The organism is Enterobacter cloacae complex sp. 302F9 (genome assembly GCF_050030335.1).
Lineage (GTDB): Bacteria > Pseudomonadota > Gammaproteobacteria > Enterobacterales > Enterobacteriaceae > Enterobacter > Enterobacter hormaechei_C.
Genome location: NZ_JBLGUC010000001.1, coordinates 3,446,423 through 3,462,813 on the forward strand (window position 1 = coordinate 3,446,423; position 16,391 = coordinate 3,462,813).

Here is a 16,391-nt window from a genome sequence, read left to right on the forward strand (position 1 = left end):
TTACGTATCCGATCGATTTTTTACATGCGGCGAAATGTTGGTTAACCATTTGATAACCAGGCGCTAGTTTTGTCTAGTCCCGAACCCTGGACTTTAAGACGAAAATTCGATGATTGTCTACTTTCTTAGATATAAACATGGTTAAAAGCGAATAGTGATTGACATCACACAGGGAAGGCAGGCCTTTTGAATGGGCGAAAAAAACCCGCGACAGGCGCGGGTTTTAGTGAGTTCGGTAAGAATTATTTGCTTTTCTTAATGTGCTTAATCAAACGCTTACGCTTACGCATCTGGTTCGGCGTCAGGGTGTTGCGTTTATTCGCAAACGGGTTCTCCCCTTCCTTGAACTGAATACGGATAGGCGTACCCATCACGTCCAGCGACTTGCGGAAGTAGTTCATCAGGTAGCGTTTGTAGGAGTCCGGCAGATCCTTCACCTGGTTACCGTGGATCACCACGATAGGCGGGTTATACCCCCCGGCGTGAGCATATTTCAGCTTCACGCGACGACCGCGCACCAGCGGCGGCTGGTGGTCTTCAGCAGCCATGTTCATGATACGGGTCAGCATCGCCGTGCTCTGACGGCGGGTAGAGCTCTCATAGGCTTCACGAACGGATTCGAACAGGTTGCCAACACCACTCCCGTGCAGGGCAGAGATGAAGTGAACGCGGGCAAAGTCGATAAAGCCCAGACGGAAGTCCAGCGTCTCTTTCACCTGCTCGCGCACTTCATTGCTCAAACCGTCCCACTTGTTGACGACGATAACCAGCGAGCGCCCACTATTGAGGATAAAGCCGAGCAGAGAGAGATCCTGATCGGAGATACCTTCACGTGCGTCGATGACCAGCAGCACCACGTTGGCGTCTTCAATCGCCTGAAGGGTTTTGATCACCGAGAATTTTTCCACCACATCGGTGATTTTCCCGCGCTTACGCACCCCTGCGGTGTCGATAAGTACGTACTCACGTTCATCGCGCTGCATTGGAATGTAAATGCTGTCACGCGTTGTGCCTGGCATGTCGTAAACCACCACGCGCTCTTCACCGAGAATACGGTTAGTAAGCGTAGACTTACCTACGTTTGGGCGACCCACGATAGCCAGCTTGATAGGCAGATCCTGCGGGTTGAAGTCGTCTTCCGGCTCTTCCTCGCCTTCCTCTCCGGCTTCAAACTGCGCCCAGTATTCAGCGTCCTCGTCCACCTCTTCCGGCGGGTTCACTTCATCTACCCACGGCAGCAGAACGGTTTCCAGCAGGCTGGTAACGCCACGACCATGCGAGGCCGCGATAGGATAAATATCGCCCAGGCCTAAAGACCAGAAATCCGCAACAGCCTGATCGGCATCGATGCCGTCAGTTTTGTTCGCCACCAGGAAGGTTGGCTTTTCGCGTGAACGCAGATGTTTAGCGATAGCAGAATCCGCGGGCATCAGGCCAGCGCGAGCATCCACCATAAACAGAACCACATCCGCTTCTTCGATAGCCAGCAGAGATTGCTCTGCCATGCGGGTTTCTACGCCGTCTTCCGTACCGTCAATACCCCCGGTATCGATACAGATGAACTCGCGTCCTTCCACCTCTGCACGACCGTACTTACGGTCACGCGTCAGCCCCGGGAAATCCGCAACCAGCGCATCACGGGTGCGTGTTAAACGGTTAAAAAGAGTGGATTTTCCAACGTTAGGGCGCCCGACAAGCGCGACCACAGGTACCATGTTTGAAGCCTCATAAAATTCAAAATAACGTCGCTTTCGCAGCGTTTTTAAAAATGTCAAAACGGCTCCTGAGTGAACAGGAGCCGTTTAGTATACTACAACCGCCGTGTAATTAACGCGTGATCGCGTACAGCGTGCCGTCTTTTGCCTGAATCAGCAGTTTGCCGTCAGCCACAACGGGCTCCGTCAGGAAGCCTGAGCTATCCACTTTCTGCTGTGCCACGAAGCGACCATTCTCTGGATCGATCCAGTGCATATAGCCTTCGCTGTCGCCCACCACCAGGCTGCCGTTATACAGTGCCGGTGCGGTCAGCAGACGGTGCAGCAGATCGCTCTGCGTCCACAGCGTCACGCCACCTTCGGTGCTCAGCGCCAGCAGACGGTCGTTCTGATCCACCATATAAATACGGTTGCCGTCGACGATGAAATCGTTCACGGAACCCAGCTCACGTTTCCACATGATCTGGCCGCTACGCAGGTCCAGCGCCGTCAGGTTGCCGTTGTACGCCAGCGCGTAAACCACACCGTCGACGATAACTGGCGTGGTGTCCACGTCACTCAGACGGTCAATTTCAGTTGAACCGGTCGCCTGGGAAATACGCTGCTGCCAGATCATCTGGCCCTGCTGCATCAGTACCGCGCTGACACGGCCGTTGTCACCGCCCACAATGGCGGCGCCAAAGGCGGTCGCCGGAGCAGATTCGCCACGCAGAGACAGCGCTGGCATATCCAGGTTAACCGTCCATTTTACCAGACCATCGGCTTCGTTCAGCGCCTGCAACTGGCCGTTGCTGGTATGGATCAGCACCAGGCCGTCGCTGACAACCGGACGCGACAAGGATTCACCGGCAACGGTGGTCTGCCATGCAACCGAACCGTCGCTGGCATTCAGCGCGTAAACCTGCGCTTTTTCGCTGCCCACATACACGTGACCGCCAGCAACGGTCAGGCCGCCAGAAAGCAGTGCAGGTTTACGGGAGAACCAGCCGTCTTTTTCCGCCAGGTTAATGGACCACACTTCTTTTCCGTCATCAGCGTTCAGCGCTTTAACGGTGCCTTTGCGATCGGCCGCATAGACAACGCCGTCAGCAAATGCCGGGTGCAGGTTGGAATAAAAATCGCCAATACCATCACCCACGGAGGTGTCCCAGGCGGTGGATGGGGTGAACTGGTTTTCAACCGTCGGCAGCGGGGACATTTTAACAACGTCTTCTTCGCCACTGAACAGTGAACAACCACTCAATAACGTAACAGAAAGCAGTCCTGGCAGAAGTAATTTACGCAATTGCATTGGGTCCCTCTCAGACGGACAAATTATTTATTTTCATCTGCATCATTTCGCTCAGCGCAGGTGAAGCTTTACTATCCACACCAGCTTGCCACGCTTTACGCGCGCCCGCTTTATCACCTTTACTCAGCAGTGCTTCACCGCGAAGATCAGCAACAATAGCGGCAAAGCCTTCGCCTTTGATGGTATCAAGCGTTTTCAGCGCGTCGTCGGCTTTTTTCTGCTGAACCTGGATACGCGCCAGACGCAGATTGATCACCGCTTTCAGATTTTCGTCACTGGCAGCAGCAAGCCCCTGAGACAGTTGCGCAGCGGCTTTGTCCAGTTCGTTTTTATCAACATACTGCTGAGCCACTTCCAGCGCAGCCAGCGCGCCGTAGGTGTTTTTGTTGTCAGCGGCAAATTTCTCCGCAGCCGTCAGCGTTTGCGGCTGATCGGCACGGATTGCGCTAACGGTATTTTCGTAGTTCAGGGACGAACCGCGAGCAGAGTCAGCCTGATGATTGTTCCAGTAACGCCAGCCTACCAGCGCACCAACACCTAAAATAACCCCTACAACCAGTGCCTTGCCGTTTTCAGCAAAGAAGCGCTTAACCGCATCAACCTGGTCGTGTTCGTTCTCGTAAATTTCCACGCAGTCCTTCTCCTTAGCCCAATAGAGTGCGCAAGTGCGCCGCAACGCCATCCTGCGTTACCGTAGTTTGCTCACCAGAGCGCAGGTCTTTGACTACCACTTCGCCGTTGGCCACTTCGGACTCACCCAGCACCAGTGCGATACTTGCGCCCCACTTATCGGCACGAGCAAACTGTTTTTTAAAGTTGCCGCCGCCGTGGTTGGTCATCAGCTTAACGTCCGGCAGCGCATCGCGCACGCGTTCGGCAAGCTGCATCGCCGCAGACTGCGTATCCGCACCTGAGGCCACCAGGTATATATCGACAACAGGATCGGCTTTAAATTCCGGATTAACTGCCTGAACCAGCAAAACAAGTCGCTCAAGGCCCATCGCGAAGCCTACAGCCGGTGCTGCGCGACCACCCAGTTGTTCGACCAGACCGTCATAACGACCGCCGGCACAGACGGTGCCCTGCGAACCGAGGCTGGTGGTGACCCACTCAAATACGGTGCGGTTGTAGTAGTCCAGACCGCGCACCAGACGCTGGTTAACGGTATAAGCAATGCCCGCCGCTTCAAGCAGCTTGCACAGGCCGGCAAAGTGTTCGCGGGAATCCTCATCCAGGTAGTCACCCAGCGCTGGCGCATCGTTCAGCAGCGCCTGTACGTCAGGATTTTTGGAATCGAGTACGCGCAGCGGGTTGCTGTACATACGACGCTTACAGTCTTCGTCGAGCTTCTCTTTGTGCTGTTCCAGGAACGCCACCAGCGCATCGCGATAGTTCGCACGCGCTTCCAGAGAACCGATAGAGTTCAGCTCCAGGGAAACGTGCTCAGAAATACCGAGCGCACGCCACCAGCGGGCAGTAAGCATAATCAGTTCAGCATCGATATCTGGTCCTTGCAGACCAAACACTTCCACGCCAAGCTGGTTGAACTGACGGTAGCGGCCTTTTTGCGGACGTTCGTGGCGGAACATCGGGCCGATATACCACAGGCGCTGCTCCTGATTGTACAGGAGACCATGTTCGATGCCGGCGCGTACGCAACCCGCCGTCCCCTCAGGACGCAGGGTCAGGCTGTCGCCGTTGCGGTCCTCAAAGGTGTACATCTCTTTTTCAACCACGTCGGTTACTTCGCCGATCGCGCGTTTGAATAACGGGGTCTGCTCTACAATCGGCAAACGAATTTCGCTGTAACCGTAGCTGCCGAGCACCTGCTTCAGTGTGCCTTCAATGCGCTGCCAGATGGCGGTTTCGCCAGGCAGATAATCGTTCATGCCGCGGATGGCTTGAATGTTTTTTGCCACGTTTATTCTCTTTCTATATACAAAAAAGAACCCAAAGAATGGGTTCAATCATACATGGGAAGCAGCCTGCTTCCCATCACGTTATTTTTCAACCTGCTGAACGCTGATGCGCTTCGCTTCGTCCATCATCGTCGCTTTCGCGCGAATCCGGGCTTCGAGCTGGTCGATCATATCACTATTATCCAGACGATCTTTACGAACGCCATCTTCATAGAGACCACTTTTCTTGTTACCGCCGGTCACGCCCAGCGTGGACACCAGCGCTTCACCCGGACCGTTCACCACGCAGCCGATGATGGAAACGTCCATCGGGGTAATGATGTCTTCCAGGCGCTGCTCCAGAGCATTCACGGTGCCGATCACGTCAAACTCCTGACGTGAACAGGTTGGGCAGGCAATGAAGTTGATCCCACGCGCGCGGATACGCAGTGATTTCAGGATGTCGAAACCGACTTTGATCTCTTCCACCGGATCGGCGGCCAGGGAGACGCGTAACGTGTCGCCGATGCCTTCAGAGAGCAGCAGGCCGAGACCAATCGCCGATTTTACCGAACCGCTTCGCAGACCGCCCGCCTCGGTGATCCCAAGGTGGAGCGGCTGATCGATCTGTTTTGCCAGCAGACGATACGATTCAACGGCCAGGAAGACGTCAGACGCTTTCACGCTCACTTTAAACTGATCGAAGTTAAGGCGATCCAGATGATCGACGTGACGCATTGCGGATTCGAGCAGCGCCTGCGGCGTCGGCTCACCGTACTTTTCCTGGAGATCTTTTTCCAGAGAGCCAGCGTTCACGCCGATACGGATTGGAATGTTTTTGTCGCGGGCGCAGTCAACCACCATGCGAATGCGCTCTTCGTTGCCGATGTTGCCTGGGTTAAAACGCAGGCAATCGACACCATATTCAGCGACTTTCAGCGCGATACGGTAATCGAAGTGAATATCGGCAACCAGCGGAACGCTCACCTGCTGCTTGATCAGTTTGAACGCCTCGGCGGCATCCATGGTCGGTACAGAGACGCGAACAATGTCCGCGCCTACGCGTTCTAATGCTTTGATTTGATTGACCGTCGCTTCTACATCCGTAGTACGCGTATTGGTCATCGACTGGACGGCGATAGGCGCCCCATCGCCGACTGGCACGTTCCCAACGTAAATCCGTTTCGATTTTCTACGTTGAATAGGAGCCTGGTTATGCATGTAAAATCTCCCGCATTGCCCGTCTGTTACTGTGCTGCTGATTGTTCGGCATTAACGGTAAGACGCGCAACCTGGTTAGTTCTGATAAAGCGGCTCAGATCGACAGGTTTTCCTTGATACTGGATCTGTACCGCTGCCGGTGCGCCGATTTTAAGCTTGTAAGGTGCCTGGCCCGTTAGATTTAACGTGCCATCTTTACGTTGCAGGCCGCTGAACAGCTTTTTACCTGTCGCATCAGTCACTTCCAGCCAGCAATCCGCCGTGAAATTCATCACCAGCGCATTCGGGTCAACGGCAGGTGCCGCCGTACCCGCCGGGTCAGTTGGCAGTGACGCCGCGGTGTTATCTGCCGGTGCCGTTGCCGCAGGGGCGGTATCAACATTGGCCTGTGAAGGTGATACGACCGCGTTTTGATCCTGGGCCTGGGTGGCTGGTGCAGTATTCGCCGTCGCTTCTGGCGTCGTCGCTGGCTCGGTTGCAGGCGTGCTGCTTGCTGCCGCCTGAGGTTCGCTGGAGGTCGCAGCTCCTTCGGTGCTCAGCGGCACGCTTTGCGCGCCGTTATTACCAGACTGATTGAGCTCAGCGGAGGACTGATCGGCCATCGTCGTGATCTCTTCCTGCTGCGCTTTGTGGTTTTGCCACCACCATGCGCCCGTCAGGCCGACAACCACGAACAGGACCAGCCAGGTAAAGCTCATCAGCCAGCCATCGCGTTTTTTACGACGTTTACCCAGAGAGAAGCTCTGCATCGGCGCAACTTTTGCCGCACGCACAGGCGCCTGCTTCTCCATCATCGGCAGTAATTCGTCTTCAGGGATATGAACCAGTTTGGCGTAAGAACGGATATAACCGCGCAGAAACGTTGAAGCCAGATCGGCGGGTGCCTTATCTTCTTCAATATCGCGAACGGTGGAAACCTTCAGGCACAGGCGTTCTGCAACGGCTTGCTGGCTGAGTCCGAGTTGTTCACGGGCGTTGCGAAGACGAACGCCAGTGGAGAGTGCTGCATTTTGATCGTGAGTGGCTTCAGTATTCATTCGCTACAACTACTGGTACGTGAAAATAAGGGTTCAGGTGCCGGTGAGTCACAATGCCACCCGCACCGCGAAACTTTAGGTCAGTTAACCTGGAACAAACAGTATAAGACTGTCGGGCCGCAGATGACAGCGCTGGCAGGCCTTCACGCTAAACTGTTGTTACGTCGTTACATACTGCCCGAAAGTCGTATGAAACGCACCGTAATTATTAATCAGTCATAATGATTGTGACTGAATATTCAGTAAATTAATGCTTCACGGCGCAAAAAACGCGCCGTGTCTGCATAATAATCAAACGGTTTTAACCGCGATTGACTCACCCTGCATACGCTTACGCAGCGTACGTTTGGTACGGTCAATAACGTCACCCGCCAGCTGACCACAGGCTGCGTCGATATCGTCACCACGCGTTTTACGGACGATGGTGGTGAAACCATACTCCATCAGCACTTTTGAGAAGCGATCGATACGGCTGTTCGAGCTACGGCCATACGGCGCGCCCGGGAACGGGTTCCATGGGATCAGGTTGATCTTACATGGCGTATCTTTCAGCAGTTCAGCCAGCTCGTGTGCATGCTCGGTACCGTCGTTAACATGATCCAGCATCACGTATTCAATGGTCACGCGGCCCTGGTTAGCGTTGGATTTCTCCAGGTAACGGCGCACGCCAGCCAGGAAGGTTTCGATATTGTACTTTTTGTTGATCGGCACAATTTCGTCACGGATGGCGTCGTTTGGCGCGTGAAGGGAGATGGCCAGCGCAACGTCAATCATGTCGCCCAGTTTGTCCAGCGCAGGCACAACGCCGGAAGTAGAGAGCGTAACGCGGCGCTTGGACAGACCAAAACCGAAATCGTCGAGCATAATTTCCATCGCCGGAACGACGTTGGTCAGGTTGAGCAGCGGTTCACCCATCCCCATCATCACCACGTTGGTGATTGGACGTGTACCGGTGACTTTCGCCGCGCCCACAATTTTCGCCGCACGCCAGACCTGGCCGATAATTTCCGACACGCGCAGGTTACGGTTAAAGCCCTGCTGCGCCGTAGAGCAGAATTTGCACTCCAGCGCACAGCCCACCTGAGAAGAGACGCACAGCGTGGCGCGATCGTCTTCCGGGATATACACGGTTTCAACGCGCTGATCGCCAACGGCAATGGCCCACTTGATGGTGCCATCTGAAGAGCGCTGCTCTTCCACCACTTCCGGTGCGCGGATTTCCGCCACTTCTTTAAGCTTATTGCGCAGCACTTTGTTGATGTCCGTCATGTCATCAAAGTTGTCGCTGCAATAGTGGTACATCCATTTCATGACCTGATCGGCACGAAATGGCTTCTCGCCCATCTCTTTAAAGAACTCGCGCATCTGCTGACGGTTCAGGTCCAGCAGGTTAATTTTTCCATTTTTATTGGGAACCGCAGGAATGGCGACTTCGGAGGTATTCACTAATTCAGACATAATTTTTTCCGGCCTCGTTGTTACACGTTGTGGCCCTTGGTGGGTTGAAAAGAAACGCCCCGGTAAGCAGTCTGCTCGTCCGGGGCGTTGCATTGTACAAAGTCTGGCGCAGGGATGCCACGTTTGCACGCGGCATTTACGAAATTATTAGCGAGTGCGCGGGCACACTTCGCCTTCAGCGAAGAAGAACGCGATTTCGCGCGCAGCAGATTCAACAGAGTCGGAACCGTGGGTGCCGTTCTCGGTGAAGCTGTCTGCATAGTCGGCGCGCAGAGTACCTGCCAGCGCGTTGTCCGGGTTGGTTGCACCCAGCAGATCGCGGTGACGCTGTACCGCGTTTTCGCCTTCCAGTACGGATACCACGATTGGGCCAGAGGTCATGAACTCGACCAGACCATCAAAGAATGGGCGACCTTCGTGCTCAGCGTAAAAACCGCGAGCCTGCTCAACGGTCAGGTGCAGCATTTTGGTGCCAACGATCTTAAACCCTGCTGATTCAAAGCGAGCGAAGATGCTGCCAATAACGTTTTTTGCCACCGCGTTTGGTTTGATGATGGAAAAAGTACGTTCAATAGCCATTGATAACCTCTGTAAAATGTTCTGTTGTTTTTGCATACCTGAGTATGGTGTGGCGCGGATTATAAAGAGCAATAGCGCCATTGCCTATGGTTATGCATAACATTTTTTTAAAATGAGACGAAGATTAGCAACAGCTCGTATTTCGCATACCGTGTTGATGATGAAAACAGAGCGGACACTGCTTTTCATCAGACGTAAATGACCAGAAATGACGGTGGCACGTCAGGCAAACGGCTTCATATGCCGGTATGGTCACGCTTTTCCCTACCCCGTCTGTTTGCGTCACGTTTATCGCCGCATGCTGGCATACCGCTTCGCAGCCGCCGCACCCCGTACAGCGTCCGGTTTCCACGACCAGTTCAGCGTTCTCAAACCGAATCGCGTTTTCCGTACAACTTCGCCAGCACGCGCCGCACAGTATGCAGGATTTGGCATCGAGAGTTATCTCTGCCTCGCTAAACGCAGAAAACGCCCTGCGCAGTTTACGCTGACCGGGCACGACGCTACAGGCCTGGACATCCTCTCGGGGAACGTGCATCAGCACACGCCGGGCGGTATTAACCTCGTTGACGGGTATATATTTAAACGCCCACGCCGCTTCACCGCGTCGGCGAAGCGCCAGATTCAGCCGGGCAATCGCCAGCAACCAGTCAGGATTCTGCTCCGCGTCGATACTGATAAAACGAACGTGGTACTGCGCGTGCCACAGCAGAAGCTCATTCACCCCTGGCGCACGGTCAGTAAACGGCCCAACAAGCGTATCGCCACACAGAAAGCGTTTTCGCGGCGTGATGCCGGTGATGGCCTCAGCGGGGCAGACGAACAGGCAGTCACCGCATTCAATACAGCGGCTGTCATCAACCGAGACGCTTGAGTCGGTAAAAGAAAAAGCCTGCACAGGACAGACGTCCGCGCAGGCGAGGCAGGAAGCGTGGCGAAAACGGTGACGGACGCACGCATGCGTCACGTCCATCGCCGGGGCAAAGGTCAATCCGCCCATCAGCCAATACTGAAGAAAACGAAGCGCAGCATCAGCTCACCGACAATCAGCAATGCGCTTCCCAGCAGCATGGGAGATCGCGCCGCTTTCAGACCGCCCGCAGCAAAGCACAGCATACCCGCAACGGATACGCACCAGCTCAGCAGATGAACGGTTCGCAGTTGCTCCAGCATCTGTAGCGGTGCGTGAGGGAACGTCACCACGGTGTTGTCCATAGCCGTAATATCTGCCAGCCAGACGGGCTGCATCACCAGACGCACAAGCACCACCAGCGTAATAATGACAACCGCCGCACGCACGGTTGTCTGAGTACGCGTCCCAACGGCCATGCAGGCTGAGCCGATAATCCCCACCGAACCGATAAACAGCACCAGAGTGTTTACGTGCTGCCATGTCACCACGGATGCGTGCATGTAGATCTGCGCCATGCAGAACACGTCGACTAAACCAACCAGACCTGCCACAACCAACAGTGGCTTCCAGCCTGGCTTTTTGACAAACATCAGCAGCGTTGCGAAGCCAAGCGCCGCAAGATAAAGACTGGCAAAGATAATCTCACGACTCAGCCAGGAGCTGGATACGTGGCGCAGCGCGTTAAGAGCATTAAGCGGATAGCCCATGTGCAGCGCGGAGGCGAGCAGCCCCAGACTCGCCAGCACAAACGCTCCGGCTGCCGGCAGCAGCGCGCTGCGTTGCGTGCTTCCGAACGCCAGCCACAGCGTAACGCCCACCGATCCTTGCAGGAACAGCGTAAAAATCAGCAGCGGTAACTCATGCATGACGTTTCCCCTCTTTCTCTGCGCCCTGATGCGCTTTGATCACCAGGTTTGGTTTGGTGATGGAGGAATCAGGCAAGCCTTTCACATCACAGACCGCACCATACTTCGCCCGCAGTTCATCAATCGGCCCGAATTTAATCGCTTCGAGTGGACAGGTTGCCACACAGACGGGCTGCTCTCCCTTCGCCTGGAGATCCACGCAGAAATCACATTTGGACATCTGCCCGGTCTGCTCGTTGAGCTGTGGCGCGCCGTAAGGGCAAGACCATGCGCAGTAGCCGCAGCCGACACACTTATCAGTATCAACGCGCACAATGCCGTCCCCCGGACGCTTATGCATCGCGGTGGTTGGACAGTTTTTGGTGCAGACAGGGTCTGCGCAGTGGTTACAGGAAATAGAGAGCGTGTAGGCAAAAACGTTGTTGCTGACGCCGCCCTGCCCGGTCGGGATAAAACTCCCGCCGTTGACTTCATAAACGCGACGGAAACGACGTCCGACCTCAAGGTTGTTTTTATCTTTGCACGCCACCTGGCATGCCTTGCAGCCCGAGCAGCGAGAAGAGTCGATATAAAAACCCAGCTGTTTGTCGCTCACCGGTGCGTAATGTTTAAACTGACTCATGCTTTAGCTACCTCCACCAGCATGGTTTGATGGGAATTCCCTTTCGCAAGCGCGGTAATACGGGCGGAACTGAGCACGTTTGCGCAGCCGCCTTTATCGATACCCTGCGCGTCCGGCTGCCACCAGGCGCCTGCCTGCATGGCCACCACGCCTGGAATGATGCGCGGCGTGACCTCCGCCGGGATCTCGCAAATGCCGCGCGCGTTATGAATACGCACGGTATCCCCCTGCGCAATGCCGCGCTTTTGCGCATCCTGCGGGTTGATCCACAGCTTTTGCTGCTGCGCCTCAATTAACCACGGGTTGGCGTACTGGGTGGAGTTAGCGCGGTTTTTCCCTTTCCAGGTGATCAGCTGAAGCGGGAAGGTTTTCGCCAGCTCGTCTTCCGGCCCTTCATGGGCTGGCACGTAGTGCGACAGCGCCGGAATTTCCGGGTGATGCATGTCGTACAGACGCTTCGAGAAGATCTCAATTTTTCCGGACGGCGTCGGGAACGGATGATTCTGCGGATCGCGAATGTTGTCTTCAAAGGCAACGTACGGCGCGCTTTTGAAAAGATGCTGACGCGTCTTCTGTAGCGTCGCGAAGTCCGGCAGTTTTTCATCCGGCATGGACAGCCGCGTCTGCTCCCAGATGTGCTCAATCCACGCTTTTTCGTCACGGCCCTCGCTGAACGCTGGCTCGACGCCAAGCTTAGCAGCGACCTCCCGCAGCCAGTCGTAGTCTGAACGGCGTTCAAATTCAGGTTCAATCAGCTTTTCTGACAGGATCAGATAGCTTGCCGTGCCCCAGGTTTCGCCGATATTCCAGCGTTCCATGAAGCTGGTTTCCGGCAAAAGCAGGTCGGCGTATCTGGCGCTCGGCGTCATAAACAGATCGCTTGCGACGATAAACTCGATTTTCGACTCGTCTTCCAGGACACGGGTTGCCTGATGAAGATCCGGGTTCTGGTTAGCCAGATAATTGCCCGCCAGCGAGAACAGGATGCGGATATTGCTGTCCAGCTTCTCAGCATCCTTCAGGCCATCTTCCGCGGTTACCTTAGAAGCATCATCCGCGGCCTGCACCCAGTTCATGACCGAAATTTTGGCGTTGACCGGGTTGTCCGGCATCTCTGACCCGGCCGCAAATTTGCGGTTTGCGCAGCCGCCATAGCCTGCTGCCCAGCCGCCTTTCACCCCGACGTTACCCGTTAGCGTGGCCAGTATCGTCGAGCCGCGCGCGGTGCGCTCGCCGCAGTTGTGACGCTGCGGTCCCCAGCCCTGGATCAGCGCGGCGGGTTTGGTGGTTGCGTAGTCACGCGCCAGCTGACGAATAGTTTGTGCAGGCACGTGGGTGATTTTCTCTGCCCACTCAGGCGTTTTCGCCACGCCATCCTTTGCACCGCTCAGATAAGCCATCAGGGATTCATTGGCCGGAACGCCCTCTGGCATGGCGTCTTCGTCAAAGCCCAGGGTGTAGCGTTGAATAAAGTCGCGATCGTGCAGATTCTCCGTGACGATCACATACATCATCGCGTCCATCAGGGCGTTGTCTGTCGTGGGAAGCAGCGGGATCCACTGATCGGCAAGGGAGGAAACCGTATCGGAATAGCGTGGGTCGACAACAATGAAGCGCGTGCCGTTTTGCTTCATCTTCTGGTAGAAGTGGTTGCTGTGCCCGAAGATGGTTTCCGTCGGGTTATGCCCCCAGAGAATGACCAGTTTGGTATCCAGCAGCGTGTCCAGAGAGCTGCCGCTGGCGGCGGTGCCATAGGTATACGGCGTTGCCGCCGCCGTGTTACCCATACTGACCGAGTGATAGCTTTCGAGATAGCCGCCGGTTAAGTTGAGCAGACGACGAACCATTTTATCGCCGGAAAAGGTCCCGCCGGACACCGCGGTGCCCACATGAACATAGCGTGACGCAGCACCGTATTTTTGCGTAATAGTTTTTAATTGATTCGCAATGAGGGTGGTGGCTTCATCCCAGGTAATACGCTCAAATTTTCCTTCGCCACGTTTACCTACGCGTTTCATTGGATATTTCAGTCGATCGGGGTGATAAACAAATTTCCGATAAGCCCGACCACGAACGCAGGCGCGCATTACTGGCATCTGCGGATCCAGCGCGTTATCCGGACGCGTTGAAATTCGGGTCACAACGCCATCACTGACGTGAGCACGAATATCACATTTGCCGCCGCAGTCAAACGTACTACAGGTTTGCACCACTTTTTCTTCAGGCGTAGCGTCTGAAACCGCCGCGCCCTGTGCCTGTACTTTGCCGGTTTTGACGACAAACGGCAGGGCGGCGAGCGCCGACCCTGCCTGAATAAACTGACGCCGGGATATGGCGGGAATAAGCCCTTCTCCCTGATGTTTATTTTTTTTCATTGCTCGTTCCTTCAAATAAAAACGCATTCTCGTTTTTTTTCAGGAACGAATATTGATAATTATCAAGCTAACTCTTGAGGGGTAATACTTAGCGATCTAATTCAAAATTCACTGTCGCCGTTTGTCCTGTTTCATCTAATACAATTAATTGATATTTACCCGGCAAATATAATTGCAGTGAATAATTCTTCTGATGCCCGTCCAGCGGTTCGCCATTCAAAAACCACCATCGTTGTCCCTCCCCGCCGCTGGTTGAAACGTTAAGGGTCATATTTTTCTCACCCGGAAGACGTTTAATTACCGCCCCTTCTCTGACGCCTGACAACATCATCGGCGCCGCATTATGGTTATCCAGCGGAGGGCAAATAGCTGAACGGGCGGGAAGACGAGCAGCCCGTTTTTCAGCAGCAGGCAGCCAGGGCTCCAGCGGTAGCGGCCAGACATCCAGCACTTTCTCTGTCGCATCAGGACAATCCGCCGCAACGCGTTTGCCTTCTTTATCCAGCCAGACCGGGAAACGGATCCCGCGAATACCTTCCTGTTCCGGCAGCAACAGCGTAGGCGGTTCACTGCCTTCTAGCAGCCAGGTTGACAGCCGACGCCGACAGTTTTCGCTCCCTTCAGGCAGGGACTGGCCCCCCGGCCAGCAAATCACGCCCCGTCCTACGCTTGCAGGACGCGGATCGCGCGGCAGGCGCGCTTCATCCACCATCGAGCGGGACTGAAGCATGTTATTGACCTGATTCAGGAGCGGTACCGCGCTGGCGAAACCAAACTGCCCGGCAACGGGCGTGCCGTCCGGGCGTCCGGTCCAGATTCCAATGACATACCGGGCATTCAGGCCGATGGCCCAGGCATCCCGGTAGCCATAGCTGGTGCCCGTTTTCCACGCCAGCGGCGCAACCTGGGGCAACGCACTGTCCGGCAGGGGCTGTGCTTCATTAGCGAGAATGCGTCGAATGATCCACGCCGCCCCCTGCGACAGCAGCGGACGTTCGATCAGCGGATCGCCCGGCTGTAAACGCAGCCGGCCCGCCTTACCCTGACGCGCAAAGGCGCTATAGGCGGCAGCGATATCAGCCAGGCGTGCGCCTGCGCCCCCCAGGATCAGAGAGAGGTTGGGCTGTGCCCCCGCAGGCAGAATGAGCGGTAATCCCGCGTTGCTCAGCATTCCGGCAAAACGTTTTGGGCCGTACGCTTCCAGAACCTGCACCGCAGGCAGGTTGAGGGAACGCACCAGGGCTTCGCTCATACTGACCGGCCCATGGAAGCCGCTGTCAAAGTTGCCCGGACGATAATCCCCCGTTTTTCTTGGCACATCCTGCAATAACGAAGCGGGATGGATCAGACCATCGTCCAGCGCCATGCCATAGATGAATGGCTTGAGGACCGATCCCGGCGATCGGATCGCATTGACCATATCCACGTGGCTGAAACGGCTGTCATCATTGATATCTACCGAGCCTACCCAGCCACGCACTTTCATGGATGTATGATCCACGACGATCATCGCCAGCGAACTACGGGCGGGCAGGCGTGATTTCCAGTTCATTGCCAGCTCTTCAAGCTGTCGTTGCAAAGCTGCATCCAGCGTGGTGACTATTTTTGTGTCACGACTTTTACTCAGCATCATGCGGGAAAAGAGCGGTGCCAGCTGCGGCATCTGCCGGGGAGCCAGCCAGACCGGCTCTTCACGGGACTCTTTCACCTGCTTCTCAGACCAGACACCCTGAGTCAGCATACGGTCGAGCACTTTGTTCCGCGCCGCTTCGGCACGTTCCGGCCAGCGGTCCGGGCGCAGACGGCTGGGTGCCTGCGGCAGCACTGCCAGCAGCGCCGCGTCGGAATAGCTCAGCTGAGACGGCGGTTTGCCAAGGTAAGTCCAGCTTGCCGCGCCCACGCCCTGCAACGTGCCGCCAAACGGGGCACGGTTAAGATACAGCGTCAGGATTTCACGCTTGGAGAGATGCCACTCCAGCTGCATCGCCCGCCACAGCTGACGAATTTTACCGCCAAAGGTACGCGGATGCGGATCCAGCAGGCGCGCCACCTGCATGGTAAGCGTGCTCCCGCCGGAAACCACTCTCCCGGAGGTGAGATCCTGCCAGGCGGCACGCAGTACAGAAAGCGGATTGACGCCCGGGTGATCCCAGAACCAGCGATCTTCATACTGGATCAGCGCCTCAAGATAGCGTGGGGAAACCTCTTCAATGGTAACCGGATAGCGCCAGATGCCTTCGCTGTCGGCAAAACGCCACAGCGGAACACCCTGCTCATCCACCACCACTCGCGCTGGGTTGACCTCTTTCAGGGGCAACGGCCACACGCGGTCAGCGACGACAATCAGCCCCCCTGAAACGAGAAGCGCTCCCGCCAGCCACAGCCAGCGGGAGCGAATCAGGCGTGCTATCCGCAT

13 protein-coding genes are annotated in these 16,391 nt (G+C 55.7%); all 13 read right to left on the minus strand.

The genetic code is table 11. From position 1 onward, the window contains the following. Positions 1-242: 242 nt before the first annotated feature. Positions 243-1,715, minus strand: a complete 1,473-nt coding sequence (der, locus tag ACQG0T_RS16660; RefSeq protein ID WP_252051244.1) for a ribosome biogenesis GTPase Der — start codon at positions 1,713-1,715, stop codon at positions 243-245. Between the two features lie 112 nt (positions 1,716-1,827). Further along, positions 1,828-3,006, minus strand: coding sequence for an outer membrane protein assembly factor BamB (gene bamB / locus ACQG0T_RS16665; RefSeq protein WP_017383525.1), 1,179 nt, complete (start codon positions 3,004-3,006; stop codon positions 1,828-1,830). 10 nt (positions 3,007-3,016) lie between these two features. Then, entirely contained in the window at positions 3,017-3,637 is a 621-nt protein-coding gene (locus ACQG0T_RS16670; RefSeq protein ID WP_017383526.1) for a YfgM family protein, read from the minus strand. Between the two features lie 13 nt (positions 3,638-3,650). After that, entirely contained in the window at positions 3,651-4,925 is a 1,275-nt protein-coding gene (hisS, locus tag ACQG0T_RS16675; RefSeq protein ID WP_022649001.1) for a histidine--tRNA ligase, read from the minus strand. Positions 4,926-5,006: 81 nt separating this feature from the next. Next, the gene (gene ispG, locus ACQG0T_RS16680) at positions 5,007-6,125 is read right to left on the minus strand and encodes a flavodoxin-dependent (E)-4-hydroxy-3-methylbut-2-enyl-diphosphate synthase (RefSeq protein WP_426723854.1); all 1,119 of its coding nucleotides are present in this window, start codon (positions 6,123-6,125) and stop codon (positions 5,007-5,009) included. A 26-nt stretch (positions 6,126-6,151) separates the two neighbouring features. Next, positions 6,152-7,162, minus strand: a complete 1,011-nt coding sequence (gene rodZ, locus ACQG0T_RS16685; RefSeq protein WP_032649072.1) for a cytoskeleton protein RodZ — start codon at positions 7,160-7,162, stop codon at positions 6,152-6,154. A 291-nt stretch (positions 7,163-7,453) separates the two neighbouring features. Further along, on the minus strand, positions 7,454-8,620 hold the full coding sequence (locus tag ACQG0T_RS16690; RefSeq protein WP_003860623.1) for a bifunctional tRNA (adenosine(37)-C2)-methyltransferase TrmG/ribosomal RNA large subunit methyltransferase RlmN: 1,167 nt from the start codon (positions 8,618-8,620) through the stop codon (positions 7,454-7,456). Positions 8,621-8,767: 147 nt separating this feature from the next. Next, the gene (gene ndk, locus ACQG0T_RS16695) at positions 8,768-9,199 is read right to left on the minus strand and encodes a nucleoside-diphosphate kinase (RefSeq protein WP_003860625.1); all 432 of its coding nucleotides are present in this window, start codon (positions 9,197-9,199) and stop codon (positions 8,768-8,770) included. 124 nt (positions 9,200-9,323) lie between these two features. Next, positions 9,324-10,199: a 4Fe-4S binding protein gene (locus tag ACQG0T_RS16700; protein WP_252051246.1), complete on the minus strand. Its 876-nt coding sequence runs from the start codon at positions 10,197-10,199 to the stop codon at positions 9,324-9,326. Continuing rightward, a complete protein-coding gene (locus ACQG0T_RS16705; RefSeq protein WP_017383530.1) occupies positions 10,199-10,978 on the minus strand; it encodes a dimethyl sulfoxide reductase anchor subunit family protein in 780 nt (259 codons plus the stop codon). Before ACQG0T_RS16705 ends, ACQG0T_RS16700 begins: the two co-directional genes overlap by 1 nt. Next, positions 10,971-11,600 carry a DMSO/selenate family reductase complex B subunit gene (locus ACQG0T_RS16710; protein ID WP_015572168.1) on the minus strand — a complete coding sequence of 210 codons (630 nt, stop codon included), beginning with the start codon at positions 11,598-11,600 and terminating at the stop codon, positions 10,971-10,973. Before ACQG0T_RS16710 ends, ACQG0T_RS16705 begins: the two co-directional genes overlap by 8 nt. Continuing rightward, positions 11,597-13,975 carry a DMSO/selenate family reductase complex A subunit gene (locus ACQG0T_RS16715; RefSeq protein ID WP_333780081.1) on the minus strand — a complete coding sequence of 793 codons (2,379 nt, stop codon included), beginning with the start codon at positions 13,973-13,975 and terminating at the stop codon, positions 11,597-11,599. Before ACQG0T_RS16715 ends, ACQG0T_RS16710 begins: the two co-directional genes overlap by 4 nt. 88 nt (positions 13,976-14,063) lie before the next feature. After that, entirely contained in the window at positions 14,064-16,391 is a 2,328-nt protein-coding gene (gene pbpC / locus ACQG0T_RS16720) for a peptidoglycan glycosyltransferase PbpC (protein ID WP_023295146.1), read from the minus strand.